Here is a 23,944-nt window from a genome sequence, read left to right as displayed (position 1 = left end):
GCCAGGGCCAGGATCGACCCGTTCCGTTTTCTTCACCGACTTCAACGTATTCAACATAGAGCCATCGTGACGCAATCCGCCGATTCCCTTTCCTGCTTTCCCGTCGCGTCGTACCAGGACGTACGCGCACGCCTGCTTGCCCGCGACGAGATCGCGCTGATCGACGTACGCGAGGAAGATCCGTACGCACAGGGCCATCCGCTGTGGGCCGCCAACTTCCCGTTGTCGAAGCTCGAACTCGACGCGTGGACGCGGATTCCGCGCCGCGACACGCCGATCGTCGTGTTCGGCGAAGCGGGCAGCGAGGATCTGGCGCCGCGCGCGGCCGCGACGCTCGCGCGCCTTGGCTACACCGACGTGCGGCTGCTCGACGGCGGCCTCGCGGGCTGGGTCGCCGGGGGCGGCGAACTGTTCATCGACGTGAACGTGCCGAGCAAGTCGTTCGGCGAATGGGTCGAGGCCGAGCGCCATACGCCGTCGCTGTCCGCGCAGGAGGTACAGGCGCTGATCGATGCGAAAGCCGATGTCGTGATCGTCGACGCGCGCCGCTTCGACGAATACCAGACGATGAACATCCCGACTTCGACCAGCGTGCCGGGCGCGGAGCTCGTGCTGCGCGTGCGGGCGCTCGCGCCGGACCCGAAGACGCAGGTGATCGTCAACTGCGCAGGCCGCACGCGCAGCATCATCGGCACGCAATCGCTCGTCAACGCGGGGCTGCCGAACCCGGTCGCCGCGCTGCGCAACGGCACGATCGGCTGGACGCTCGCCGGCCAGGCGCTCGAACGCGGCGCCGCACGGCGCTTTCCGGACGAGATCGACGCGACGCAACGCGCCGACGCGCGTCGGGCCGCCCGCGCGGTGGCCGAGCGCGCCGGGGTGCCGCGCATCGCGCTGGCCGACGTCGCCGCGCTCGACGAGCCGGGCCGCACGTTGTATCGCTTCGACGTTCGCACGCCCGGGGAATACGAAGCCGGGCATCTGCCGGGCTTCCTGAGCACACCGGGCGGCCAGCTCGTGCAGGAAACCGACCATCACGCGGCCGTGCGCGGGGCGCGGATCGTGCTGGCCGACGACGACGGCGTGCGCGCGGACATGACCGCATCGTGGCTCGCGCAGATGGGCTGGGACGTGCGCGTGGTCGAACCGGCCGGCGCCGCGGCGTTCGTCGAGCGCGGGCAGCCGCCGCGCGACGTGCCGGCGACGCCGCCCGCGACCGACGTGTCGCCCGCGACGCTCGCCGGCTGGCTGAAGGAAGCCGCGGCCGGCGAACTCGCGATCGTCGACGTGACGGCCAGCGCGAACTACGTGAAGCGTCATATTCCGGGCGCGTGGTTTGCCGTGCGCGCGCAATTGCGCGACGCGCTGGCTGCGATTCCGCCCGCGAAGCGCTACGTGTTCACGTGCGGATCGAGCCTGCTCGCGCGATTCGCGGCGGACGACGCCCGCGCGCTGCTGCCGGCATCGGCCGACATCCGGGTGCTGACCGGCGGCACGGCCGCGTGGATCGACGCCGGGTTGCCGCTGGAGAGCGGCGAGACCCGTCTCGCGTCGCCGCGCATCGACCGCTATCGGCGCCCGTACGAAGGCACCGACAATGCGGCCGCCGCGATGCAAGCGTATCTCGACTGGGAATACGGTCTCGTCGACCAGTTGAAGCGTGACGGCACGCATTACTTCAACGTGATCTGACCGACGCGGTGCAACCGGGCGCGGCACGCCGTGCGCGGCGCCCGGTCACGATGAGGGCCGGCGCTTCGTATCAACGCTTGAACGTATCGACGGCCGTGCGGCCGACGGCCGGATCGTCGGTGAAGAAGCCGTCGATGCCCGCGCGCAGGTAAGCCTGGATCTCGCGCACCGAGCCGGCCGCGTTGCGTGTGGCCGGCGTGCCGCCGTCCTTCAGCGACGCGGGCAGGAAGTTGTTCTCCGGGCGAAACGTGTACGGATGCACGACGAGGCCGGCCTCGTGCGCGTAGCGCACGTACGGCGTCGGCTGCTGCAGCGTGCCGTCCGCGGCGACCGCGACGATCGACGTCTTGTACGGGCCGACGCCGTTCGCATAGGTCGCGATCTCGCGCATGCCGTCGCGCGTCGACAGGTCGCCGTAGGTGCGCGTGTCGTTCGCCTTCACGAAGTCGTACGGGCGCTGGCCGGCTTCGTCCATCAACTGCACGAGCTTCCAGTTCGGCTGGCTCGACTTGATCCGGTTTCGGATCGCCTTCAGGTTCGCGACTTCGAACGACTGGATGTATACGGTCGCCGTGCGCGACGTGTATGCGTCCTTCAACAGTGCGTCGACGAGGCGGTCCTCGAGCGGCAGGCCGATCGACTGGAAGTAGGTCGGATGCTTGGTTTCCGGATACAGGTGGATCGTGCGGCCGGTCTGCGCGGACATCTGCTTCGCGAGCGCGACGATCTCGTCGAACGTCGGAATCTCGAACTGGTCGTTGTACGCGGTGTTGGCGGGGCGCACCTGCGGAATGCGCTCGCGCGCCCGCAGCGTCTTCAGCTCGGCAAGCGTGAAATCCTCGGTGAACCAGCCGGTCAACTGCGTGCCGTCGATCGTCTTGGTCGCCTTGCGGTTCGCGAACTGCGGCAGCGTCGACACGTTCGTCGTGCCCGAGATCTCGTTCTCGTGGCGCGCGACGAGCATGCCGTCGCGGGTCGACACGAGGTCGGGCTCGATCACGTCGGCGCCGTCCTCGATCGCCTTGCGGTACGACGCGAGCGTGTGTTCGGGGCGCAGCGCGCTCGCGCCGCGATGGCCGACCACCTGGACCTTCGCGGAAATCGGCTGCGTGGGATCGCGCGTCAGATCGTCGCCGCCGCACGCGGCGAGCAGGAACGCGGCGGCGCAGGCGAACGGGACGTAACGCAGGGAGGTCGGGCGCTTGAGGAGCATGTCGATGAACCTTCGAAACGGAGTCGGAAAGGAGCCGGAAAAGGGCGCTCGCGCCGGTGGCGCGGCAGGGGCGGCGGCTATGGTGTCGAACGGTGCGCGATCGTCGCATCGAATAATTACATATGTATTACTTCGACATTTCAGTTTCGTTTTGATGGGGCGACATACACGGCGGCGCGCGTGACGGCAGGCGGGCGCGCCTCGCATTCCGGCCGTCGCAGCGAACCCGCGCGCCGGATGCACTAAACTTGCGGGAATTTTGCATTGCCGCACCGGGGCCCACGCCCGCCTGGCGCGACGATGCGGCGACTCGCGGGCCGGCGCGGGCGCCCGGCGCCCGTGTGCGTCCGGGGCCCGCGCCGGCCGATTTTTCCCGACCCATGACGACCCATACCGATCCCGCCTATCTGCTCGGCGAGCTGCTGAAGAACGTTTCCCGCTCCTTCTACCTGACGCTGCGCGTGCTGCCCGACGGCATGCGCGACCCGGTCGGCCTCGCGTATTTGCTTGCGCGCGCGGCCGACACGATCGCCGACACGGCGCTCGTCGCGCCCGACCGCCGCGCGGCGCTGCTGACCGACCTGCGCGACGACGTCGAGCGGCTCGGCGACGGCGCGGCGCTGTCGCGTTCGCTCGACGACGTGACGCGGATGCAGACCGATTCGCACGAACACCTGCTGCTCGGTTCGATGGAGCCGATGCTCGCGCTGCTGCGCGCGCAGCCGGAGGCCGATCGCGCGTCGATCCGCAAGGTCGTCGCGACGCTCACGGCGGGGATGGAATTCGACTTGCGCACGTTTCCGGACGAGCAGTCGGGGCAGGTCGCGTCGCTGCCGACGCGCGACATGCTCGACCGCTACACGTACCTCGTCGCCGGCTGCGTCGGCGAGTTCTGGACCGACATGACGGGGATGCACACGCGCGCCGCGCGCGGCTGGGATCTACCGGCCATGCGCGAGAAGGGCATCCGTTTCGGCAAGGCGCTGCAGATGACCAATATCCTGCGCGACTGCGCGAAGGACCTGCGCATCGGCCGCTGCTACCTGCCCGACGACGTGCTGGCCGCGCACGGGCTCGTCGTGGCCGATCTGCTGCAGCCCGAGGCTTCGGCACGCGCGCGGGGCGTGCTGGTCGACCTGCTGCGCGTCGCGCTCGACCAGTATCGCGACGCATGCCTGTATACGCTCGCGATCCCGCGCCGTTTCGTGCGGCTGCGGCTCGCGTGCCTGTGGCCGATCATGATCGGCCTCGAAACGCTCGAGTTGCTGGCCGGCCACGCGGGGTGGCTCGATCCGGCGACGCCGGCCAAGGTGCCGAGAAAGCGCATCTACCGGATCATGGCGGCGTCGCTCGCGCTGGTCGGTTCGAACACGGCGATCCGCGCGCGCCTGACCGCGCTCGCCGATGCGGTGTCCGCGCGGCTGGCTTCTGCGCCACAGCATTGAAGATTGCCGGCGCGATACGCGCCGGCATCGCCTCCCGGTCCGCGTTCGCCGGACCGTATCCGTCCGGTTTCCGGCACGCCGACTAAAAACGTTTTCATGATTTCGTGTCTCGAAATGCGGGTGTCATGAACGTCGGCGATCCTGCGCGGCGGCGTGAATCGCAGCGTCAGCTTCGATCCCGCATTTGTAAGACATTTTGTCGCCGAAGGCGTCTGACGACATCGGGCGGTCGCGTTGCACCTGTAAAAATGTAAAGCTAGGGTTTTCACCGGCAAATGCCGGAGGCGCCCGCCGCACAAGCGTTTCGAGGTGTCATGTAACCGTTTGGTGAACCCGCGCGTTGCGTCGATCATACGATGACCGACCGCACATGTTGGGAAACAATCGGTAATCCGTCAGAATCGCGTCGGCATGTACTCGCACATGTGTCGGTCATAAAACCACACCAGAAAAGAAACATTCTTTGAGGACGGAGAATCAATGAAAAAGCGCGTCGCTTTTGCCATGACGGCAGTCGGTCTCGCAGCCGCTACCGCCGCCCACGCCCAGAGCAGCGTGACCCTGTACGGTATCGTCGACAACGGTATCGCCTGGCAGAACAACTCGTCGGCAGTCGGTGCGACCTCGGGTGGTCACTCGAAGGTGCAGATGTCCACCGGCGTGTGGGCAGGCAGCCGCTTCGGCCTGAAGGGCAGCGAAGATCTCGGCGGCGGCACGAAGGCGATTTTCCAGTTGGAAGCCGGCGTCAACACGGCTAACGGCTCGTCGCAGTGGGCGCAGGGTGGCGGTATCTTCACGCGTCAAGCGTGGGTGGGCCTGACCAACGCCACGTACGGTACGCTGACGGCCGGCCGCCAGTACACCGCGTACTACACGCTGTTGTCGCCGTACAGCCCGACGACCTGGCTGACTGGTTACTACGGCGCGCACCCGGGCGATATCGATTCGCTGGATACCAGCTACCGCGCGAACAACTCGCTCGTCTACATGTCGCCGAAGTTCTACGGCTTTACGGTCGGCGGTTCGTACTCGTTCGGCGGTGTCGCAGGCGCGACGAACCGCGGCTCGACGTGGAGTGCGGCGATCCAGTACCTGAACGGCCCGGCAGGCATCGCGGTCGGTTATCAGCGTGTCAATAACGCGACGCTGGGTGGTGGCCTGTGGGGTACGGCTTCGACAGTCGAGAACGGTACGAACGTTGATTCCAAGGGTAATGCGATTGGCGTCCAGCCGGCCGTGTCGTCGATCAACAACGGTTACGCGGGTGCCCAGTCGCAGCAGCGTCTGGCTGTGACGGCTGGTTATCAGTTCACGCCGGCGTGGGACATCTCGGTGTCGTACTCGAACGTCCAGTACATCCCGGGCACGCTGTCGGGCTTCACGAACACGGCGATCTTCAACACGGCGGGCGCCGTGCTGCACTGGAAGGCATCGCCGCAGTGGGACTTTGCAGCGGGCTACTCGTACACGGCTGCAACGCAGTCGAACGGCATCTCCAGCGCGGCCAAGTACCACCAGGTTACGGTGTCGCAGTACTACAGCCTGTCGAAGCGCACGGGCCTGTACGCAGTTGAGGCTTATCAGCACTCGAGCGGCAACACGCTGAACGGCGGCAAGGTCATCGCTGCAACGACGTCCATCGGCGACGGCGTGGGCGCAGGTTCGAAGCAGAACCAGATCGGCGTCGGCGTCGGCCTGATCCACCGCTTCTGATGTCGCGCGGCGCGCGAGCGCCGCTCACGGCATGCGGTATGAAAAACCGGCCTTCGGGCCGGTTTTTTCGTTTACGTCGCGAGCCGATGCGCGATCCGTCGCGTCGAATCACGGATCGATCGGCGACTTCAGCGGCTGATGCTCGCCCGTCAACCCGAACACGACGAGTTGCGCGGGTTCGGTCGCGCTCGCGTTGCGCGACACCTGATGGCGCGAGCCGGGCGGCTCGTACCAGCCTTCGCCGGCGCGATAGCGGCGCAGCGGGCCGCCGTTCACCTGCGACAGCACTTCGCCTTTCGACACGACGGCGAACACCGAACCGAGATGCCGATGCGCTTCGGACGCCTGACCGGGCGCATAGTCGACCGTCGCGACGACGGCGAGCTTGCCCGGCGCTTCGGGCACGGCCTGCTGCATGATCGCGTGCACGCTGTCGCCGGCGTCGTGCGCGTGGGCGGCGGCCGGCAGCGCCGCGGCGAGCGCGAGCCCGGCGCACAGCGCGACGCGATGGAGTGTGGAGCGGATCATCGTCGCCGCCTTACTCGGGCATCTTGCGGAACGCGATCGCGAGGCGGTTCCACGCGTTGATCGTCGCGATCAGCATCGACAGGTCGACCAGCTCCTCGTCGGTGAAGTGCGGCTTCACGGCTTCCCAGACGGCGTCGGGCACATGGTTGCTGGCCACCAGCGTCAACGCTTCGGTCCATTCCAGCGCCGCGCGTTCGCGCTCGGTGAAGAACGGCGTTTCGCGCCACGTGACGACGGTCGCGAGACGGCGGTCGGTTTCGCCGCCCTTGCGCGCGTCGGTCGTGTGCATGTCGACGCAGAACGCGCAGCCGTTGATTTGCGACGCGCGCAGGCGGACGAGTTCGGCGAGCGGCTTCTCGATCGAACTCTTCGCGAGGAATTCCTCGGCGTTGCGCATCACCTTGATCGCATTCGGGCTGGCGGCATAGAAGTTCAGGCGCGGTTGCATGGCAGGTCCTTTTCGGTTGGGTAGCGCCGGGGTGGCGCGACAGGACCCACTTTAAGCGTCGTAATGGCCTGCTTGAATAGCCAATTTCATGGAAATTCAGGTAGCCAGTGGCGACCCGCCCGCGATGCCGGCATCCAGCAAGCCGGCCAGCTTCGCAAGCGCGGCGTCGATGCGCAGCGCGTCGATCCCGCCATAGCCGAACAGCAGGCCCGGGCGCACCGGCACGCCCACGTGGAACGCGGAAATCCCGTACAGGCCGATGTCCTGCGCGCGCGCCGCGCGGACCAGCGCCGCTTCGTCGAGCCCCGGTTTCAGGTGCGCGGCCAGATGGATGCCGGCGCTCGGCACGATCGCGTCGAACCACGGCGCGAGTTCGCCGCGCAGGTGCGCGATCAGCATCTTGCGACGCGCGTCGTAGTGCTTCTGCACGCGCTTGAGATGCCGCGCGAAATCGCCTTCGAGCATGAAGCGCGCGAGCGCCGCCTGCGTCAGCGTGCACGCGTGCCAGTCGACGATCTGCTTCGCCTTGGCCAGCGCGCCGCGCAGCGCGCGTGGCGCAATCGCGTAGCCGATCCGCAGCTCGGGGAAGATCGTCTTCGAGAACGTGCCGACGTACGCGACGAGGCCCGTGCGGTCGAGGCTCTTCAGCGATTCGACCGGCCGGCCCTCGAAGCGGAATTCGCCGTCGTAGTCGTCCTCGATGATCACCGCGCGGCGGCGCTGCGCCCATTCGAGCAGCGCGACGCGGCGATCGAGCGTCATCGGCATGCCGAGCGGGAACTGGTGCGACGGCGTCACGTAGACGAGCCGCGCGTCGTCGGGCAGCCGTTCCGTGACGAGGCCCTGCGCGTCGACCGGCACGCCGATCGCCGTCGCGCCGAGCGACGCGAATGCGGCGCGCGCGGGCGGATAGCCGGGATCCTCGACCGCGACGACGTCGCCCGGTCGGACGACGACGCGCGCGAGCAGGTCGAGCGCCTGTTGCGCGCCTTGCGTGACGAGCACGTCGTCCCAGCTGCATGCGACCGCACGGCTGAATCCGACGTAGCGCGCGATCGCGCCGCGCAATTGTGGATCGCCGGCTGGGTCATGGTATTGGCCGGGGCCGCGCGCCTGTTGGCGCAGCGCGTGATGCAGGCAGCGCCGCCACGCGTCGAACGGGAACAGCGTCTTGTCGGTCACGCCGCCGCGAAAGTCGAAGCCGGGCGAGTCCTGCGGCGCGGGCATCGCGAGCGCGTCGGGCAGGTCGTTCCACACCGCACGCGCATCGACCGCGTCGATGCGCGGCATCTCGTCGACGATCGACGGCGCCGACGCGGCCGCGGCATGCGGCACGCGCGCCAGGCCGTCGGCGACGAACGTGCCGTCGCCCGCGCGCGTCGTCAGGTAGCCCTCGGCGACGAGACGCTCGAACGCGTCGAGCGTCGTCTTGCGCGACACGCCGAGCTGTTTCGCGAGGTCGCGCGTCGACGGCAGCCGCGCGCCGCCTTCGAGACGCCCGTCGACGATCGCCGTGCGCAGTTGCCGGAAGATTTGCCCAGTCAGGTCGTGACGGCCTTCGATGCGGATCGCGATGTCCATCGCAGTGGTTACCTCGATTCCTGGGACTTTGCGTCGATCAGCATACCGGAAGTCGAGCGCGCCAGCGGCGGTTCGGGGCTCGCAGCCGCAGCCGCCATCACGTGATTGGACCGCCGTGCGCGGCTGCCTTACGATCCACGACAAACCTCACCGTGGAGCGACCTCATGCTGTCCGAAGACGAACTGGCGCTGCTCGACGCGATCCGCGCCACCGGCAGCCTGTCGCGTGCCGCCGCGCGGCTCGGCAAGGCGCCGTCGACGGTGTCGCACGCGGCGCGCCAGCTCGAAACGCGCTTCGACGCGCTGCTGTTCGACCGCCGCGGCTACCGGCTGCAGCTCACGCCGGCCGGGCAATTGCTGGCCGACGAGGCGGCGCGGCTGGCGCTCGACGTCGCCCGGCTGACGCAGCGCGTGCGGCAGGTCGCGAGCGGCTGGGAGGACCGGCTGTGGATCGTCAGCGACGAGGTGCTGGAGTTCGACACGCTCCTGCCGGTCGTCCGCGCGTTCGATGCGCTCGATTCGGGCGTATCGCTGCGCTTCACGCACGAGGTGCTCGGCGGGACCTGGGAAGCGTTGCGCGACGGCCGCGCGGATCTCGTCGTCGGCGCGACCAACGAGCCGCCGGCGATTCCGGGCCTCAAGTGGTTCGAACTCGGCGCGATGGAATGGGTGTTCGCGGTATCGCCGCGCCATCCGCTGGCGGCCGCGAGCGGGGTGCTGACGCGCGACGCGATCGGTGCGCACCGATCGGTCGTCGTCGCCGATTCGTCGCGGCGCGCGGCCGGTCGCGCGTATGGGCTGCTCGGCGGCCAGGCCGTGCTCGCGGTGCCGTCGATGCGCGCGAAGATCCTCGCGCAGCGCGATGCGCTCGGCGTCGGCTGGGTGCCGCGCCGGCGGGTCGCGTCGCTGCTGGCGCGCGGCGAACTGGTCGAGAAACCGACGGCCGACCCGCGCGAGCCGAATCTGCTGTACGTCGCGTGGCACGACGACCGAGACGGTCGCGCGCTGCAATGGTGGCTTGAGCAATTGCGCGAGCCGCGGCTCGCACGGCGGCTGCTCGACGGGATCGACGTGCTCGGCTGAACGCGCCCGCGCCAACATGTTCGACGTTTTCGAACATGTTCGTCGTGCCGGTCGTACGGCAACGCCGTGCGCCGCGCGCATCCTGTGTTCACGGTCAACTCACCGGTTCACAGGAGAACATCATGCAACGCTTCGAAGGAAAGACGGTCCTCGTCACGGGCGGCAGCAGCGGCATCGGCCTGGCGGCCGCCCACGCATTCGCGGCCGAAGGCGCGCGGGTCATCATCACCGGCCGCGACGCCGAAACACTGGAAGCCGCCCGTCAAACGCTCGGCGAAAGCGCGCTCGCGATTCGCAACGAAGCCGGCAGCGTCGCGTCGGCCCGCGCGCTGGCCGACGCGATCGCCGCCGCCGGCGTGCGGCTCGATGCCGTGTTCGTCAACGCGGGCGTCGCGAAACTCGCGCCGTTCGCCGACAGCGACGAAGCGATGTGGGATCTCGTGTTCAACACCAACGTGAAGGGCGCGTATTTCCAGATCCAGTCGCTGGTGCCGCTGCTGAATCGCGGCGCGTCGATCGTGATCAACGGCTCGATCAACGCGCATGTCGGGATGCCAGGCTCGTCGGTGTACGCGGCCAGCAAGGCGGCCGTCAATTCGTTCGCGAAGACGCTGTCGACCGAACTGCTGCCGCACGGCGTGCGCGTGAACGTGGTGAGCCCCGGGCCCGTGCAGACGCCGCTGTACGGCAAGCTCGGGCTCGATGCGGCGACGCTCGACGCGACGGCCGACAAGATCAAGGGCCTCGTCCCGATCGGCCGGTTCGGCACGCCGGATGAAATCGCGTCGACGGTGCTGCACCTGAGCGCGCCGGAATCCGCGTTCATCGTCGGCGCGGAAATCATCGCGTCGGGCGGGATGGGGTTGCTCTAAGGGGCGAGGCGGGCGGGCTGCGTAACCGGCCAGTGCGCTGCCGGGCGAGCGGCCCCGTCACCCGCACCTACCGGGGCGTACACGCGCCGCGCGTATCGTCGCCGGTTCCCAGCTGCGTCACGGTCAGTCCCGAAAACGTCGCACGGCCCTGCTCGGCAAACACGGCCACGCGATCGGCCTCGAGCGGCGGAAAGATCAGGTCCGTGAGCGCGACGCGGCCGCCGTTCGCGAACACTTCGACCGAGCCGCGATCGACGACGATTTCGAGCCGCAGTTTTCCCTGTTCGAGCGGCAGATCGACGATGTGTTCGCGGCTGAACGTGCCGGCGAAATTCGCGTCGCCGGATCGCGAGCGGTCGAGCGTCAGCGTGCGCTTCGCGGTGTCGTACACGATCCGGGTGCCGATCGACCCGTCGGCCGAACGCCGCACGATCAGCCCGGCGCGCGCGGCACGCCGCGGCGAGAGCGTCACCGTGATGCGCTGGACCACGCCGCGTGTGGCGGCCGATAGCGGGCGGGTAGCGGAATCCACCGTGACGTCGCCTTCATGCACGGCCGGCCGGCCGTCGGCCCAGGCGTCGAACGCGGCGGCGGGTGCGACGATGAGTGTCGGCTTGCCGTCGATCGCCTTCAGCGACAGTTCGCGCGGCAGCGTGGTCGCGCCGCGCCACGGGGCGGTCGGCACCTTTGCCGCGTAATCCCAGTTGCTCATCCATGCGATCGCGACCGGCCGGGCGCCGGGGGCATCGGAGAACGTGCCGGTCGCATAGAAGTCGGCACCGTGATCGACCCACCGGAATTGCGCGGGATCGGAGCCGGCGGGGGCGACGCGGTCGGGCGTAAACGTGCGGCCGTCGAAATCGCCGACGAAATACATCGCGCCGGAGCCGCCGGCGATCGACCACGGATTCACGTTGACGATCATGACCCACTTGATTCGCTTCGGATCGCCGTCGAGCGGCAGCGGTATGAGGTCCGGCATTTCCCACAGCGCGCCCGCATGCGGCACGTCGGGCAGCGTGAAGTCGCTCAGGAACGACCAGTGGATCAGGTCGTCGGAACGATAGAGCTTCACGACGTGCGCATCGGCGACGACCGTCGTCATCAACCAGTAGCCACCCGCCGCATACCACGACACTTTCGGGTCGCGAAATTGCTTCGATTCCGGATCGAGCGTCAGCACCGGGTTGTGCGCATACGGCTGCCAGGTCGTGCCCTGATCGAGGCTGTACGCGAGCGACTGCGCCTGTATGCCGGGCGCGTGCCCCGAGCCGGGCTTGTAGACGCTCGTATAGAGCGCGACGAGCGGCGTGTGGCCCGGTGTGCCGAGGCCGGACGTATTCAGCGTATCGGCGACGATCGAGCCGGAGAAGATTTCCTCGGTGACGTTCGCGCGCATCGCGACCGGCTGCTCGCGCCAGTGGACGAGATCGGTGCTGGTCGCGTGGCCCCACGACATGTTGCCCCAGTCGTTGCCGAGCGGGTTGTATTGATAGAACAGGTGATAGCGGCCGTTCGCGTAGACGAGCCCGTTCGGATCGTTCATCCAGTTGCGCTGCGGCGTGTAATGGAGGGCCGGCCGCCATTGCGGCGTGCCGTGTTCGGCGGGCGTCGGGCAGGGCGCGGCGGCGGCCTGCGTGCAGGCCATGCAAACGAGCAGCAGCCGGACGATGCGGGCGGAAAAACGGAAAGACGTCGATTTCATGCGGTGCCGGAGGCGCTTCGTCGGACGAAGCGGGAAAGGAGGGCGCAGGCCGCCTGCAGCGACGGCATGCGCGCCGGTCGAAAGAAACGTCGAAAGAAAAAAGCGGAGGCGTGCACGCGGCACGCGCGATACGCGCCTCCTGAACCTCGTGCCTTTACCGACGATCGTTATTGTTGGTTATTGCCCTGACCGTTGCCGTCGTTGTGGCCGGCCCCCGTCGCAGGCAGGTTCGCCGGGATGTCGCCGTAGCCGCCGAGGCCGCCGCGTCCATACGCGCGGTCGACCGTCGTCGACGTGCCGTTGATGTTCACCTTCACCGTCGGCGCGAGCGTGCCGCCGCGGCGCGGGCCGATCGCATCGATGAACGACTCGACGAGCCCGCCCGGCATCACGTAGTGCGAATACGACTGGAATTCGCGCGGGTTCTGGTTCGGGTCCTGCGCATACGGCGCGCCGGCCGGCGCGGAGAAGTCGGTCGGGTTGCCGAGCACGAGGCCGCTGCCGCCGTTCAGCGGCAGGTAATCGCTGCGGATGCCGTTGCCGACGAAGCCGTACACGCCGTCCGGGCCGTCGACGCCGGCCGCCATCGTCGTGCGGTGGCTGATCGTGAACAGGTAGTACTTGCCGTCCTTCAGGTAGATCTGCGGGCGCTCGGTCTGGTCGTCGACGCAGTTCGCCGACAGGATCGGCGGCAGGAACTTCCACGCGGTCAGTTGCGGGTTCGTTGCGACCGCCAGGCCGACGTTGGCCTTTTGATACACTGCGCCCGAATTCATCACCGCGTTGAGATCTTCGCGGTTCGGATCGTTCGGCGCATAGCCGAGATCGGCCTCGGTGCAGGTGCGTGCGCCGCGCGGGCCGCCGGTGTTGCCTTCGAACACCATGTAGGTCTTGCCCGGATGCGCGGGGTCGGTGAACACGAACGGATCGCGGAACGAGAAGTAGGTGTTCTGCTGGCCGGTCTGGTAGTAGTTGCCGTCCGGCTGCAGCAGCGCCTTGTGATCGTCGAAGCCGGTGAACCACACGTGCTTGTCGTCGGCGTGGATGTGGCCGTCGGCGCGCGTGATGATCGCCTGCGGCGGCGTGATGTCGGCGCCGCCCGGGGCCGAGCGGTTGAACGACGTCGCGGTGTAGTAGAGGCTGACGTTGCTGCCGTTCGTGAGGCGCGCGGAGCCCGACCATTCGGCGTTGTTGGTCATCGGCGCGGTGCCGAACACCCGGGCGCTCGCGCCGTCCGGGAACAGGTGGCCGCCCCAGGTCCAGCCGCCGTTCGCGGGGCGCTGCGACGCGGGAACGCCGGCGCGGCGATAGAAGAAGCCGATGCGGGCGTGAACGTGACGGTCGTCGAACGTGTAGCCCGCGTGCGGATCGGCGGTGAGCGAGAAGATCACCTCCCAGCCCTTGTAGCTGAGCTGGTTCGCGCGCAGGTCGGCCAGCGGCCAGGTGTCCCACACCCACACGTTCGAGTTGATCAGCGGGAAATCCTGCGGGATGTCCGGCATCGTCAGCGCTTGCGGCAGCGAGTTCTTGTCGGCGCCGGCGGTGTGCGATTGCGCGACGATCTGGCGGATGTCCGCGCGCGTCCAGCGCATCGTGAAGTTGCCTTCGGGGTCGTAGGCTTGCTGCGTATGGGGCGTGGGCACGGGCGCGCCCGTGCCGCCGGACTGCGCATGCGCGACGGACGCGAAGGCGGCGAGTGCGCCGCCAGCGAGCAGCAGACGTTTGGTCGCGACCGGACGGAAAAGGGGAAAGTATGTCATCTCGTCGTTGTTTCCTGGCAAGGTGAAAGTGAACGGCTGAGTGGGCATCGATGTCCAAACCGGTTTGGATGCTATTTCAAACCGGTTTGGAACGCAAAAGATATTTATTTGACGGTAATCGTTACCAATTGGAAACAATTACCCGGTCGGCGCGTCCCGGACGTCGGGCGGCCGGGCGGATCGGCGAATGCGAGGAATGACGGTGAAGGTGAATCTGAAGGCGCTGTCGGATGCGCTGGGTCTGTCGCGGACGACGGTCAGCCGCGCGTTGAACGGTTACGACGACGTCAGCGAGGCGACGCGCGAGCGCGTGGCGAAGGCCGCGCGGGAAATGGGCTACGTGGCCGATCCGACCGCGCGCCGGCTGGCGACCGGCCGGGCCGACATGATCGGCATCGTCTATCCGTTCGGCGCCGGCGATCTCGGCGATCCGCGGTTCGGCGAGGTCGTCGCGGGCATCACCGAGCGGCTCGCCGAGCGCAATCTCGACTTCATCATCGCGTCCGCGCGACCGAACGCGGAACTGGACACCTATCGGCGGATCGTCGACGGCAAGCTCGTCGACGGGCTGATCGTCGCGCGCACGCAGGTCGACGATCCGCGTATCGCGTATCTGCATGCGAGCGCGTTTCCGTATGTCGCGTACGGCCGCACGCAGGCGGCCGGCTCGTATGCGTGGTTCGATTTCGACAACGAGGCGGGCGCGCGCGATGCTGTGCGCCGGCTGATCGGCTTCGGGCATCGGCGCATCGCGATGATCAGCGCGCCGCTGACGCTGACTTTCGCCGCGCAGCGGCGCGCCGGTTATCTGGAGGCATTGCGCGAAGCCGGTATCGAGGCCGATCCGGCGCTGCTCGTCGAATGTCCGTTTACGCACGACGGCGGCCAGCAGGCGGCGCGGGCGTTGCTCGCGCGGGCCGAGCCGCCGACCGCGCTGCTGGTCGACAACAACCTCGCGGGCGGCGGCGCGTTTCGCGCGCTGGTCGACAGCGGCCTGCGCCTGGGGGCCGATATGTCGTTGATCGTCTATGACGGTGTGCCGCCCGATATCGCGCATCCGTATCGTGTCACGGCGGTCGTGCAGCCGACCGGGCACGCATCGGGCCGCGTGCTGGCGGAACTGATGCTGCGTCTGCTCGACGACGGCGTGCGCGACCACCGGCTCGAAGCGCCTGCAATCGACGCGGGTGACACGGACGGGCCGTTGCGCGGGTAGCGGGCGGTAGCCGGCGCGGCGGCGGAGGCACGCCGGCCGGCAAAGTGACGACGCCCGTTACCGAACTGTGCCTCCGTCGCAAAGGCCATGACACCGGCAAGGGCGAATACGCGTTCCTCTAGACGACCGGTCTAATTCGAGGATATGATCCATCCTTCTGAATGCGGCGACGTCTCCACAGGTTCATGCAGCGGGACGTCGTCGTTTTATTTCGGTTGCTTCTAGACGACTGGTCTAATAGGCGTATATCGCATGGGGATGAATGAATCGCACGTTGTCGCGCGTGGGCGGACTAACCGACAGGCGCGCCGCGTCGACGTGCGGCCCCGTTCCCCCGTTCATTTTCGAAGGAGTGTCCGATCATGAAGATTCTGGTTGTCCTGACCTCGCACGACACGCTCGGCGACACCGGCAAGAAAACCGGCTTCTGGCTCGAGGAACTGGCCGCGCCGTACTACACGTTCAAGGACGCGGGCATCGAGCTGACGCTCGCGTCGCCGAAGGGCGGCCAGCCGCCGCTCGACCCGAAGAGCAGTGACCCGACGGCCCAGACCGACGCGACGCGCCGCTTCGACGCGGATGCGGCGGCCAAGGCCGAACTCGCGTCGACGCGCAAGCTGGCCGACGTGTCGGCGGACGACTACGACGCGGTGTTCTACCCGGGCGGCCACGGCCCGCTGTGGGATCTCGCCGAGGATCTGCATTCGATCGCCCTGATCGAGCGCACGCTGGCGGCCGGCAAGCCGGTCGCGGCGGTCTGTCACGCGCCGGGCGTGCTGCGCCACGTGAAGAACCCGCAGACCGGCGAGTCGGTCGTGCGCGGCAAGCGCGCGACGGGCTTCACCAACAGCGAGGAAGCGGCGGTCGAGTTGACCGAGGTCGTGCCGTTCCTCGTCGAGGACATGCTGAAGACCAACGGCGCCGAATTCGAGCGCAGCGCCGACTGGGCGCCGCATGTCGTCACCGACGGGCTGCTGATCACCGGGCAGAACCCCGCGTCGTCGGCGCCCGCGGCCGAGGCGCTGCTCGCGAAGCTCGGCCACCGCTGAACATGGCGCCGGCTCGGCCGGCGCCTCGTCCTTGCCGTCGCCGGACGCAGCCGGCCCGCCGACGGCCCGCACCGTTGCGCCGTGCGCACCGCACGGCGCATTCCCCCGTTTTGCAGAACCCAGCAAAGGAGTCGTGGATGTCTGCCCTGTTCGAACCGTTCAAACTCAAGGATGTCACGCTGCGCAACCGTATCGCGGTGCCGCCGATGTGCCAGTACGTCGCCGAAGACGGCGTCGTCAACGACTGGCATCACGTGCATCTGGCCGGCATCGCGCGCGGCGGCGCGGGCCTCGTGATCGCGGAGGCGACGGCCGTGTCGCCGGAAGGCCGCATCACGCCGGGCTGCGCGGGGTTGTGGAACGACGCGCAGGCCGAGGCGTTCGCGCCGTCGGTCGCGGCGATCAAGGCGGCCGGCGCGGTGCCCGGCATCCAGATCGCGCACGCGGGCCGCAAGGCGAGCGCGAACCGCCCGTGGGAAGGCGACGACCATATCGCCGAAGGCGATCCGCGCGGCTGGCAGACCATCGCGCCGTCGGCCGTGCCGTTCGGTGCGCACCTGCCGAAGGTGCCGCGCGAAATGACGCACGACGACATCGCGCGCGTGCAGGCCGACTTCGTCGCTTCCGCGCAGCGCGCGCGCGACCTCGGCTTCGAATGGCTGGAACTGCACTTCGCGCATGGCTATCTCGGCCAGAGCTTCTTCTCCGTGCATTCGAACCAGCGCACCGACGAATACGGCGGTTCGGCCGACAACCGCGGCCGCTTCCTCGTCGACACGCTCGCGGCCGTTCGCAAGGTCTGGCCCGAGCATCTGCCGCTGACCGCGCGCCTGGGCGTGATCGAATACGACGGCCGCGACGAAGAGACGCTCGGCGAGTCGATCGCGCTCACGCAGCGGATGAAGCGGGAAGGGCTCGACATGCTGAGCGTGTCGGTCGGCTTCTCGACGCCCGATGCGCAGATTCCGTGGGGCCCGGCGTTCCTCGCGCCGATCGCCGAGCGCGTGCGCCGCGAGGCCGGCTTGCCGGTGTCGTCCGCGTGGGGAATCGATACGCCGCAACTGGCGAACCGCGTGGTGGAGAAAGAGCAGCTCGATCTGGTGATGGTCGGCCGCGCGCACCTGGCCGACCCGCACTGGCCGTACTACGCGGCCAAGCAGCTCGGCGTCGAGCGTCCGTCGTGGACGCTGCCCGCGCCGTATGCGCACTGGCTCGAGCGCTATCGGATCGCCGACAAGGTGGCCTGAGCGGCGCGCGTCGACACGGCGCCGGGTGGCCCGCGCTTCGATCGCGCGAGCCGCCGATCCGGCGCCGATGGATAGAATGGCGGTTCGTCCAGGCAACGGGCCTGGACGAACCGCCATTTTTTCATTTCGACAGAGGTGCCATGGGCGCACATGTCCCGTCGTCTTCCGATTCCGCCGCGCGGCCGCGCGCGCAGCAGGTCGCCCGCATCGCGCTGTATGCGGCGCTGCTGGTGCTCGCGCTGTGGGTGATCCGCGACTTCATTCCCGCCATCGCATGGGCGTGCGTGATCGCCATCGCGATGTGGCCGCTGCTGAAATGCTTCGAATCGCACCGGCTGTTCCGCAATCGGCCGACGCTGATCGCGACCGTCATCACGGCGGCGATCTCGCTGCTCGTCGTGCTGCCGGTGGCGGTCGCGACGACCCAGGCGTTCGCGCAGGCGCACGACCTGCGCGAGTGGCTGCACACGATCCAGGACAACGGCATCCCGTTGCCGGACGTGATCAACCGGTTGCCGTACGGCGCGGCGCAGATCACCGAATGGTGGCAGGCCAATCTCGGCCATCCGCTGCATGCGGCCACCGCGATGCACGGCGTCAACGGCGAGAAATTCATCGCGTTCGGCCGGCAATTCGGCACGAAGCTCGCGCATGTGCTGCTCGAATTCGGTTTCATGCTCGTCACGCTGTTCGTGATCCTGCGCGCGGGCCACAAGCTGTCGGGTGCGTTGCTGCAGGGCGCGCGGCGCGCGTTCGGGCGTAACGGCGCGGAACTGATCGAGCGCATGGTCGCGGCCGTGTACGGCACGGTGACGGGGCTCGTCGTCGTCGGGCTCGGCGAGGGCGCGCTGCTCGGTATCGCCTACGCGCTCGCGGGCGTGCCGCACGCGGCGCTGCTCGGGCTCGTCACGGCGGTCGCCGCGATGCTGCCGTTCTGCGCGCCGGTCGTGTTCTGCGGCGCGGCGCTCTGGTTGTTCGTGCAGGGGGCGACCATGTGGGCCGTCGTGGTCGCGGCGCTCGGGTTCATCGTCGTGTTCATCGCCGAGCATTTCGTGCGGCCGGTGCTGATCGGCGGTTCGACACGGTTGCCGTTCCTGCTCGTGTTGTTCGGCATCCTCGGCGGCGCCGAGACGTTCGGCCTGATCGGGCTGTTCGTCGGCCCCGCGCTGATGACGGTGCTGACGATGCTGTGGGCCGAATGGATCGCGTGACGGCGGAGGCCGTTGCATCGGTTCGACGCAACGGCACGGCAATGCGGTTGCGCGCGCAAGCATGGGCCGGCTGCAACGATCGCTGACGATTCGACCGGCGCGCACGCCCGCGAATGCGGGGATTCGGATAAAGATCTCTACATTTCTTTTCGATCCGGACCCAAAGGTCGAGTAGCATGGGGTTTTCGATCACGCCGGTATGGCGCAGCAGATTTCCCGAGCATGCGATTGATTCCGATGGCCCGTCCCGCAGCGACGCTGTCCCTGGCCGCCAGTTGCCTGATGTTGCACGGCTGTGCGTGGTTCGACTCGTGGTTGCCGTTCTCGTATTCGCGCACGCCGCTGGCACGGGCCGCGTCGCGGCACGGCGCGACGCGCGCCGACGTCGTCCGCGCCGCCGGCAACCCGCGCAGCGTCTGGATGGTCCGCAACGGCAGCGGCGTCTGCTACAACTACTTCATCGAGCACGGCAACGATCACCGGGCGTACTTCGTCGTGTTCGACAAGGCCGGCGTCGTCACGCAGTCCGGCTTCGATACCTGCATGGACGCCGATCGCAAGGGCACGCTTCAGCCTGGCAAGCGCGCGTCGCGATAGCGCGGCGGCCACGCGCCGCGCGGGCGGGTCATATGGCCGTCACGGCCGTCACGCTATCGTGTCGACCACGCCGCCGTCGACGCGCAACGCCGCGCCGGTCGTGGCCGATGCCTGCGGCGAGCACACGTACACGACCATGTTCGCGACTTCCTCCGTCGTCGCCGGCCGCTGGATGATCGAACTCGCACGTTCGCTGCGCACGAACTCCACGGCGATGTCGTCGATGCTGCGGCCCGTTTCGTCGGCCTGCGCCTTCAGCATCTCGCGCACGCCTTCGGACATCGTCGGGCCCGGCAGCACCGAATTGACGGTCACGTGGGTGCCGGCCGCGAGCTTCGCGAGGCCGCGCGCGATCGACAACTGCGCGGTTTTCGTGAACCCGTAATGAATCATGTCGACGGGGATGTTCAGGCCCGATTCCGACGAAATGAACACGATGCGCCCGGCATTGCGTTCGATCATCCCTTTCAGGTAATGCCGCGCGAGCCGCACGCCTGACATCACGTTGATCTGGAAAAAATGTTCCCATTCGGCGTCGTCGATGTCGAAGAACGCCTTCAGGCCGTAAATGCCCGCGTTGTTGACGAGAATGTCGGCGTTCGGCGTGTGCTGCGTGACGCGCGCGACGCCGGCCGCGTCGGACAGGTCGGCGGCGACGCCGTCGAAGCTTGCACCGGGCACGGCGTCGCGCAGTTTCCCGAGCGCGGACTGCACCGACGCATCGCTGCGGCCGTTGACGACGACGTGCGCGCCGGCGCGCGCGAGCCCTTCGGCGATCGCGAACCCGATGCCGGCGGTGGAAGCGGTAACGACCGCGGTCTTGCCTTTCAGATCGATCTGCATGAGTGTACCGGTTGGAAGAGAAAGGGAACCCGCCGCGTCTGCCGCGGCGGCCGAATTCAAAGCTTAGGCGATCCAGCCGCCGGGCGTCGGCTCGCTGTTGCGCGGCGCCGCCCGGTCTTGTACGGTGAGCGTTCGCCGTTCGAACCTGGAGCCCGCCGCGTGACCCGTACCGCCAACCGATCCGCCGTACCGTCGCCGTTCTGGCGCGATGGCGCGCTGCCGTTCATCGAGGCGCGCACCGTCGACGACGGGCGCGCGATCTGCTACGCGAAGCACACGCACGACACGTTTTCGGTGGGCGCGATCGTCGGCGGGACGAGCACGTACGTGAACGGCGCGACGCACGCTCACGTCGGGCGCGGCGTGCTCGTGATCATCGATCCGGAGCAGGTGCACGCATGCAATCCGTACGGCCCCGATGCGTGGGCGTACCGGATGGTCTATGTCGACGTGCCGTGGCTCGCGCGGCTGCAGCATTCGCTGGGCCGCGATCCGAACCGCGATTTTCACGGGTTTTCGCCGAAGTTGACCGAGCGCGGCGATCTGTTCGCGCAATTTGGTAGCTTCTACCGCACGCTCGTGTCGCCCGGCCTCGATGCGCTCGGCAAGGAGAGCGCGGCGGTCGAATTCTTCACAGCGCTGCACGGCGCGCTCGATCGCGAACCGCTCGCCCCGCGGCCGGGGGACGACAACGCGAAGCTCGCGCGCGCGGCCGACTACATCGCCGCCCATTGCCGCGAGGCCGTCACGCTCGATGCGATCTGCGCGGCGGCCGACTTGTCGCCGTCGTACCTGATCCGCGCGTTCAATGCGCGTTACGGGATGACGCCGCATGCGTTTCTGATCGATCGGCGCGTGCAATACGGCCGCACCGAGTTGCGCCGCGGCCGGCCGATCGCCGAAGTCGCGCTCGACGCCGGCTTTGCGGACCAGGCGCATTTCCAGCGCGCGTTCCGGCGAATCGCGGCCGCGACGCCTGGGCAGTATCGCAGCGCGATGCGCTGAACGCGACGGCGGCTACACGTCGAGCAGAAACAGCGCGCTGCCCGCGAGCAGCAGCGCCATCAGCCGGTTGAACACGCGCATGCGCCGCGCGTTCGCGAGCCGGTGCCGCAGCGATGCGCCCGCATAGCCCCAGCAGGCGATCGACGCGAAGCAGATCACCAGATACAGCGCGGCGAACTGCCAGACCTGCGCGCGGTCGCCGTCGGATGCATACGCGCCCATCGCGGCCACGCACGCGAGCCACGCCTTCGGATTGAGCCACTGCATCGCCGCGCCGGCCGCCGCCGACGGGCCGGCCACGTCCGGATCGGCCGACAGCCGGCCGTCGTCGAGCGCGAGCCGCAGCGCCATGTAGAGCAGGAACGCGATCCCCGACCACTGCGTGGCCGTCGTCAGCACGGGCCAGCGTGCGAGCGCCGCGTGCAGGCCGAGGCCGATCAGCAGGAACAGCGCGACGAAGCCGAGCGTCGCGCCGGCCGCGTAGCGCAGGCTCGCGCCGAGGCCGTGGCGCGCGCCCGCGCTGAGCGCGACGATGTTGACGGGGCCGGGGGTGATCGACGAGGCCAGCGCGAACGCGGCCATCGAAACCAGCATGCTCATCAGGTGTCTCCATGCGACATGTTGAAAGTCGCATCGAGACTACGGGCGTTGCGTCGGCCCGTATTGAAGAAAACTGCCCTCGGCGGCGCGGCCGCGATTCACGTCACGCTGAACCGGGCGCAACGCTCGCGGGTCGACCGAAAGCGACAGGGCGCAGGCGTGGCGGCCGAAGCCATCGAGTGTCGCTTCACGGACGGGCGGGCGTCGCAAGTGCGTCGAACGCGTCGGCTTCCGGAAGCTGGCGCCACGACTCCGGCCCTGCGTCGATTTCTTCGACCGTCAGCAGGCATGCATCGAGTTCGCGACGCAACCGGCCGTGATCGATCGACTGCCCGATGAACACGATTTCCTGTCGGCAATCGCCTGCCGGCTCCTCCCATTGCTTCAGCACACCCTCGCGACGGTAGTCGTCTTGCGGCCAGTCCGACGGCGGCGTAAACCGCCACCATCGGCCAACGTAGCCCCACTGGAACGTGTCGCCGGCCTGCACGAGCAGGGCGGTTTCGGCGTATCGGTGCGCGGCCCACACATATCCCTTGCAGCGCAGCAGTCGGCCGTTGGTCCAGGGGCGACGCAGCCACGCGAGCAGGCGCGCCGGATGAAACGGCGCGCGTTCGCGATAGACCCACGACGCGATCCCGTACGCGTCCGATTCCGACGGGCGTTCGTCGGCCTGCATGCGTTGCATCCATCCCGGCGATTCGACGAGCGCCGGAAGATCGAAGCGCCGCGTATCGAGGACGTCCGACGGATCGACCTTGCCGTGCTGCATCGGCAGGATTCGCGCCGATGGATTCAGTGACGCCAGAATTGCGCGCAGCCGCTCGAAACCCGCGTGGCCGATGCGGTCGAGTCGGCTCACGAGGATCACGTTCGCATATTCGACTTGTTCGATCAGCAGATCCGACAACTTGCGCGGCGGATCGGCATCGCCGTCGTTCGCGGGCGGGGCGTCGCGCGTGACCGGTTCGGCCGACGCGATCATGTCCTCGAACGTCTCGCCGTTGACCACCGTGACGAGCGTGTCCAGCCGCGCGAGCTCGCTGAGGCTGAAACCGTCCCGGTCGAGAAACGCGAACGTCTCCGCGACCGGCATCGGCTCCGAGATACCCGTCGACTCGATCAGCAGATAATCGAAGCGATGCTGCCGCGCAAGCGTGCTGATCTGCTCGAGCAGATCGGCGCGCAGCGTGCAGCAGATGCAACCGTTGGTCATTTCGACCAGTTCGTCCTCGCCTCGATGCAACTCGACGTTGCGTCGCACATCGTCGGCGTCGACGTTGACTTCGCTCATGTCGTTGACGATCACGGCGACCTTCAGGCCGGCGCGATTGCGCAGGATATGGTTCAGCAACGTCGTCTTCCCGGCGCCGAGGAAGCCGGACAGCACGGTGACCGGAATCCTCGGCGGCGGGGCGGCCGCCACGTGTCGAATGGCCGGCGTCGTCATGCGCTCTGCCCGGACGCGCGATCCAGGTAGCCTTCGAACAGGTCGACCACGACATAGCCGTCGTCGGCGGCGTCGCCCCACAGATCCTTCACGCGGAACTCGACGTGATAGGTCGGCTGATGCGCGGCGCCGGTGTCGCCGTGGCCGATCGCGTCCGGGAATGGCCACGATTCGGTCGTCCGGTGCAGCACGATGCCTGTCTTGCCGCGAACGTAGCCCGGCGCGCGGATGTGTCCGCTGACGTATTCGTCGCGAACGACGACGCGATCGCCGACCTCGAACCGCGTCGAGTCGAGCGGGGCCGCCCGGCCGCCGGATCGCGGCGGGTTCGCGAGCCGGAAAGGCGCACCGAGCGCGCGGTCGAGTTCGTCCTGCGTGAGCACGCCGGTTTCGACGAGCAGTGTCGCGGTCGCGATCACGTAGCGCTCGTAGTAGCGTGTGCCGACGTGCTGGCGCACGTCGATGCGTTCGACCGCGTGACGCACCTCGTCGACGCTGAATTTTTTCAGTTGATCCACCCCGACGAACATCAGGCTGTACGCGAGATGCTCCCAGTCTTCCTTGAAGACCGGTTTGTAGCCGAGGCTGTTGATCGTATGCGGCACCGGGCCGAAACCCTGGAATCCGCCGAGGTCGTGAAAGCCGTCCATATGTGATCTCCGAGAGGAAGGTCGAGAGCGAAACGG

Annotated in this window: 21 protein-coding genes; 11 read left to right on the top strand and 10 right to left on the bottom strand. The window is 68.1% G+C overall.

Going from position 1 to position 23,944, the window contains the following annotated elements:
* Window positions 1–66: 66 nt before the first annotated feature.
* Window positions 67–1,692, top strand: coding sequence for a rhodanese-related sulfurtransferase (locus QZM72_RS09090; protein WP_301737885.1), 1,626 nt, complete (start codon window positions 67–69; stop codon window positions 1,690–1,692).
* A 70-nt stretch (window positions 1,693–1,762) separates the two neighbouring features.
* On the opposite strand, the gene QZM72_RS09085 is transcribed toward QZM72_RS09090, so the two are convergent.
* Window positions 1,763–2,905 (bottom strand): glycerophosphodiester phosphodiesterase, encoded by a 1,143-nt coding sequence (locus tag QZM72_RS09085; protein ID WP_301737884.1) that lies wholly within the window; start codon window positions 2,903–2,905, stop codon window positions 1,763–1,765.
* Between the two features lie 380 nt (window positions 2,906–3,285).
* On the opposite strand from QZM72_RS09085, the gene QZM72_RS09080 reads away from it, so the two are divergent.
* Window positions 3,286–4,350: a squalene/phytoene synthase family protein gene (locus QZM72_RS09080; RefSeq protein ID WP_301737883.1), complete on the top strand. Its 1,065-nt coding sequence runs from the start codon at window positions 3,286–3,288 to the stop codon at window positions 4,348–4,350.
* Between the two features lie 480 nt (window positions 4,351–4,830).
* Window positions 4,831–6,063 carry a porin gene (locus QZM72_RS09075; protein WP_301737882.1) on the top strand — a complete coding sequence of 411 codons (1,233 nt, stop codon included), beginning with the start codon at window positions 4,831–4,833 and terminating at the stop codon, window positions 6,061–6,063.
* A 108-nt stretch (window positions 6,064–6,171) separates the two neighbouring features.
* On the opposite strand, the gene QZM72_RS09070 is transcribed toward QZM72_RS09075, so the two are convergent.
* From QZM72_RS09070 to QZM72_RS09060, 3 genes are all read right to left on the bottom strand, one after another.
* The gene (locus QZM72_RS09070; protein ID WP_301737881.1) at window positions 6,172–6,591 is read right to left on the bottom strand and encodes a cupin domain-containing protein; all 420 of its coding nucleotides are present in this window, start codon (window positions 6,589–6,591) and stop codon (window positions 6,172–6,174) included.
* A gap of 10 nt (window positions 6,592–6,601) precedes the next feature.
* The gene (locus QZM72_RS09065) at window positions 6,602–7,039 is read right to left on the bottom strand and encodes a carboxymuconolactone decarboxylase family protein (RefSeq protein ID WP_089469699.1); all 438 of its coding nucleotides are present in this window, start codon (window positions 7,037–7,039) and stop codon (window positions 6,602–6,604) included.
* 96 nt (window positions 7,040–7,135) lie between these two features.
* Window positions 7,136–8,620, bottom strand: a complete 1,485-nt coding sequence (locus QZM72_RS09060; protein ID WP_301737880.1) for a PLP-dependent aminotransferase family protein — start codon at window positions 8,618–8,620, stop codon at window positions 7,136–7,138.
* 165 nt (window positions 8,621–8,785) lie between these two features.
* Between QZM72_RS09060 and QZM72_RS09055 the strand changes: the two genes are divergently transcribed.
* Together QZM72_RS09055 and QZM72_RS09050 are read left to right on the top strand one after the other, a co-directional pair.
* Window positions 8,786–9,703, top strand: coding sequence for a LysR family transcriptional regulator (locus tag QZM72_RS09055; RefSeq protein WP_301737879.1), 918 nt, complete (start codon window positions 8,786–8,788; stop codon window positions 9,701–9,703).
* A 122-nt stretch (window positions 9,704–9,825) separates the two neighbouring features.
* Entirely contained in the window at window positions 9,826–10,575 is a 750-nt protein-coding gene (locus tag QZM72_RS09050; protein ID WP_301737878.1) for an SDR family oxidoreductase, read from the top strand.
* A gap of 67 nt (window positions 10,576–10,642) precedes the next feature.
* On the opposite strand, the gene QZM72_RS09045 is transcribed toward QZM72_RS09050, so the two are convergent.
* Both QZM72_RS09045 and QZM72_RS09040 read right to left on the bottom strand, forming a co-directional pair.
* Window positions 10,643–12,280, bottom strand: coding sequence for a glycoside hydrolase family 32 protein (locus QZM72_RS09045; RefSeq protein ID WP_301737877.1), 1,638 nt, complete (start codon window positions 12,278–12,280; stop codon window positions 10,643–10,645).
* Between the two features lie 167 nt (window positions 12,281–12,447).
* Window positions 12,448–14,040, bottom strand: coding sequence for a glycoside hydrolase family 68 protein (locus QZM72_RS09040; protein ID WP_301737876.1), 1,593 nt, complete (start codon window positions 14,038–14,040; stop codon window positions 12,448–12,450).
* 187 nt (window positions 14,041–14,227) lie between these two features.
* Between QZM72_RS09040 and QZM72_RS09035 the strand changes: the two genes are divergently transcribed.
* From QZM72_RS09035 to QZM72_RS09015, 5 genes are all read left to right on the top strand, one after another.
* On the top strand, window positions 14,228–15,256 hold the full coding sequence (locus QZM72_RS09035; RefSeq protein ID WP_301737875.1) for a substrate-binding domain-containing protein: 1,029 nt from the start codon (window positions 14,228–14,230) through the stop codon (window positions 15,254–15,256).
* A 362-nt stretch (window positions 15,257–15,618) separates the two neighbouring features.
* A complete protein-coding gene (locus tag QZM72_RS09030) occupies window positions 15,619–16,305 on the top strand; it encodes a type 1 glutamine amidotransferase domain-containing protein (RefSeq protein ID WP_301737874.1) in 687 nt (228 codons plus the stop codon).
* A 137-nt stretch (window positions 16,306–16,442) separates the two neighbouring features.
* Window positions 16,443–17,552 carry an NADH:flavin oxidoreductase/NADH oxidase gene (locus QZM72_RS09025; protein WP_301737873.1) on the top strand — a complete coding sequence of 370 codons (1,110 nt, stop codon included), beginning with the start codon at window positions 16,443–16,445 and terminating at the stop codon, window positions 17,550–17,552.
* A gap of 140 nt (window positions 17,553–17,692) precedes the next feature.
* Entirely contained in the window at window positions 17,693–18,763 is a 1,071-nt protein-coding gene (locus QZM72_RS09020) for an AI-2E family transporter (RefSeq protein WP_089469707.1), read from the top strand.
* A 222-nt stretch (window positions 18,764–18,985) separates the two neighbouring features.
* Window positions 18,986–19,360: a hypothetical protein gene (locus tag QZM72_RS09015; protein ID WP_089469708.1), complete on the top strand. Its 375-nt coding sequence runs from the start codon at window positions 18,986–18,988 to the stop codon at window positions 19,358–19,360.
* A gap of 48 nt (window positions 19,361–19,408) precedes the next feature.
* Here the strand turns inward: QZM72_RS09015 and QZM72_RS09010 are convergent, their stop codons facing one another.
* Window positions 19,409–20,203, bottom strand: coding sequence for an SDR family NAD(P)-dependent oxidoreductase (locus QZM72_RS09010; protein ID WP_089469709.1), 795 nt, complete (start codon window positions 20,201–20,203; stop codon window positions 19,409–19,411).
* A 159-nt stretch (window positions 20,204–20,362) separates the two neighbouring features.
* On the opposite strand from QZM72_RS09010, the gene QZM72_RS09005 reads away from it, so the two are divergent.
* Window positions 20,363–21,208, top strand: a complete 846-nt coding sequence (locus QZM72_RS09005; RefSeq protein ID WP_301737872.1) for an AraC family transcriptional regulator — start codon at window positions 20,363–20,365, stop codon at window positions 21,206–21,208.
* Between the two features lie 12 nt (window positions 21,209–21,220).
* Here the strand turns inward: QZM72_RS09005 and QZM72_RS09000 are convergent, their stop codons facing one another.
* From QZM72_RS09000 to nthB, 3 genes are all read right to left on the bottom strand, one after another.
* The gene (locus QZM72_RS09000) at window positions 21,221–21,808 is read right to left on the bottom strand and encodes a LysE family translocator (RefSeq protein WP_126366428.1); all 588 of its coding nucleotides are present in this window, start codon (window positions 21,806–21,808) and stop codon (window positions 21,221–21,223) included.
* 187 nt (window positions 21,809–21,995) lie between these two features.
* On the bottom strand, window positions 21,996–23,258 hold the full coding sequence (locus QZM72_RS08995) for a GTP-binding protein (protein WP_301737871.1): 1,263 nt from the start codon (window positions 23,256–23,258) through the stop codon (window positions 21,996–21,998).
* Window positions 23,255–23,908 (bottom strand): nitrile hydratase subunit beta, encoded by a 654-nt coding sequence (nthB, locus tag QZM72_RS08990; RefSeq protein WP_301737870.1) that lies wholly within the window; start codon window positions 23,906–23,908, stop codon window positions 23,255–23,257. The genes QZM72_RS08995 and nthB overlap by 4 nt, the downstream gene beginning before the upstream one ends.
* Between the last annotated feature and the right edge of the window lie 36 nt (window positions 23,909–23,944).

Source organism: Burkholderia sp. AU45388 (genome assembly GCF_030481585.1).
GTDB lineage: Bacteria > Pseudomonadota > Gammaproteobacteria > Burkholderiales > Burkholderiaceae > Burkholderia > Burkholderia sola.
The sequence above is the reverse complement of the archived record's forward strand: the minus strand, read 5'-3'. Positions and strand labels throughout refer to the sequence as shown.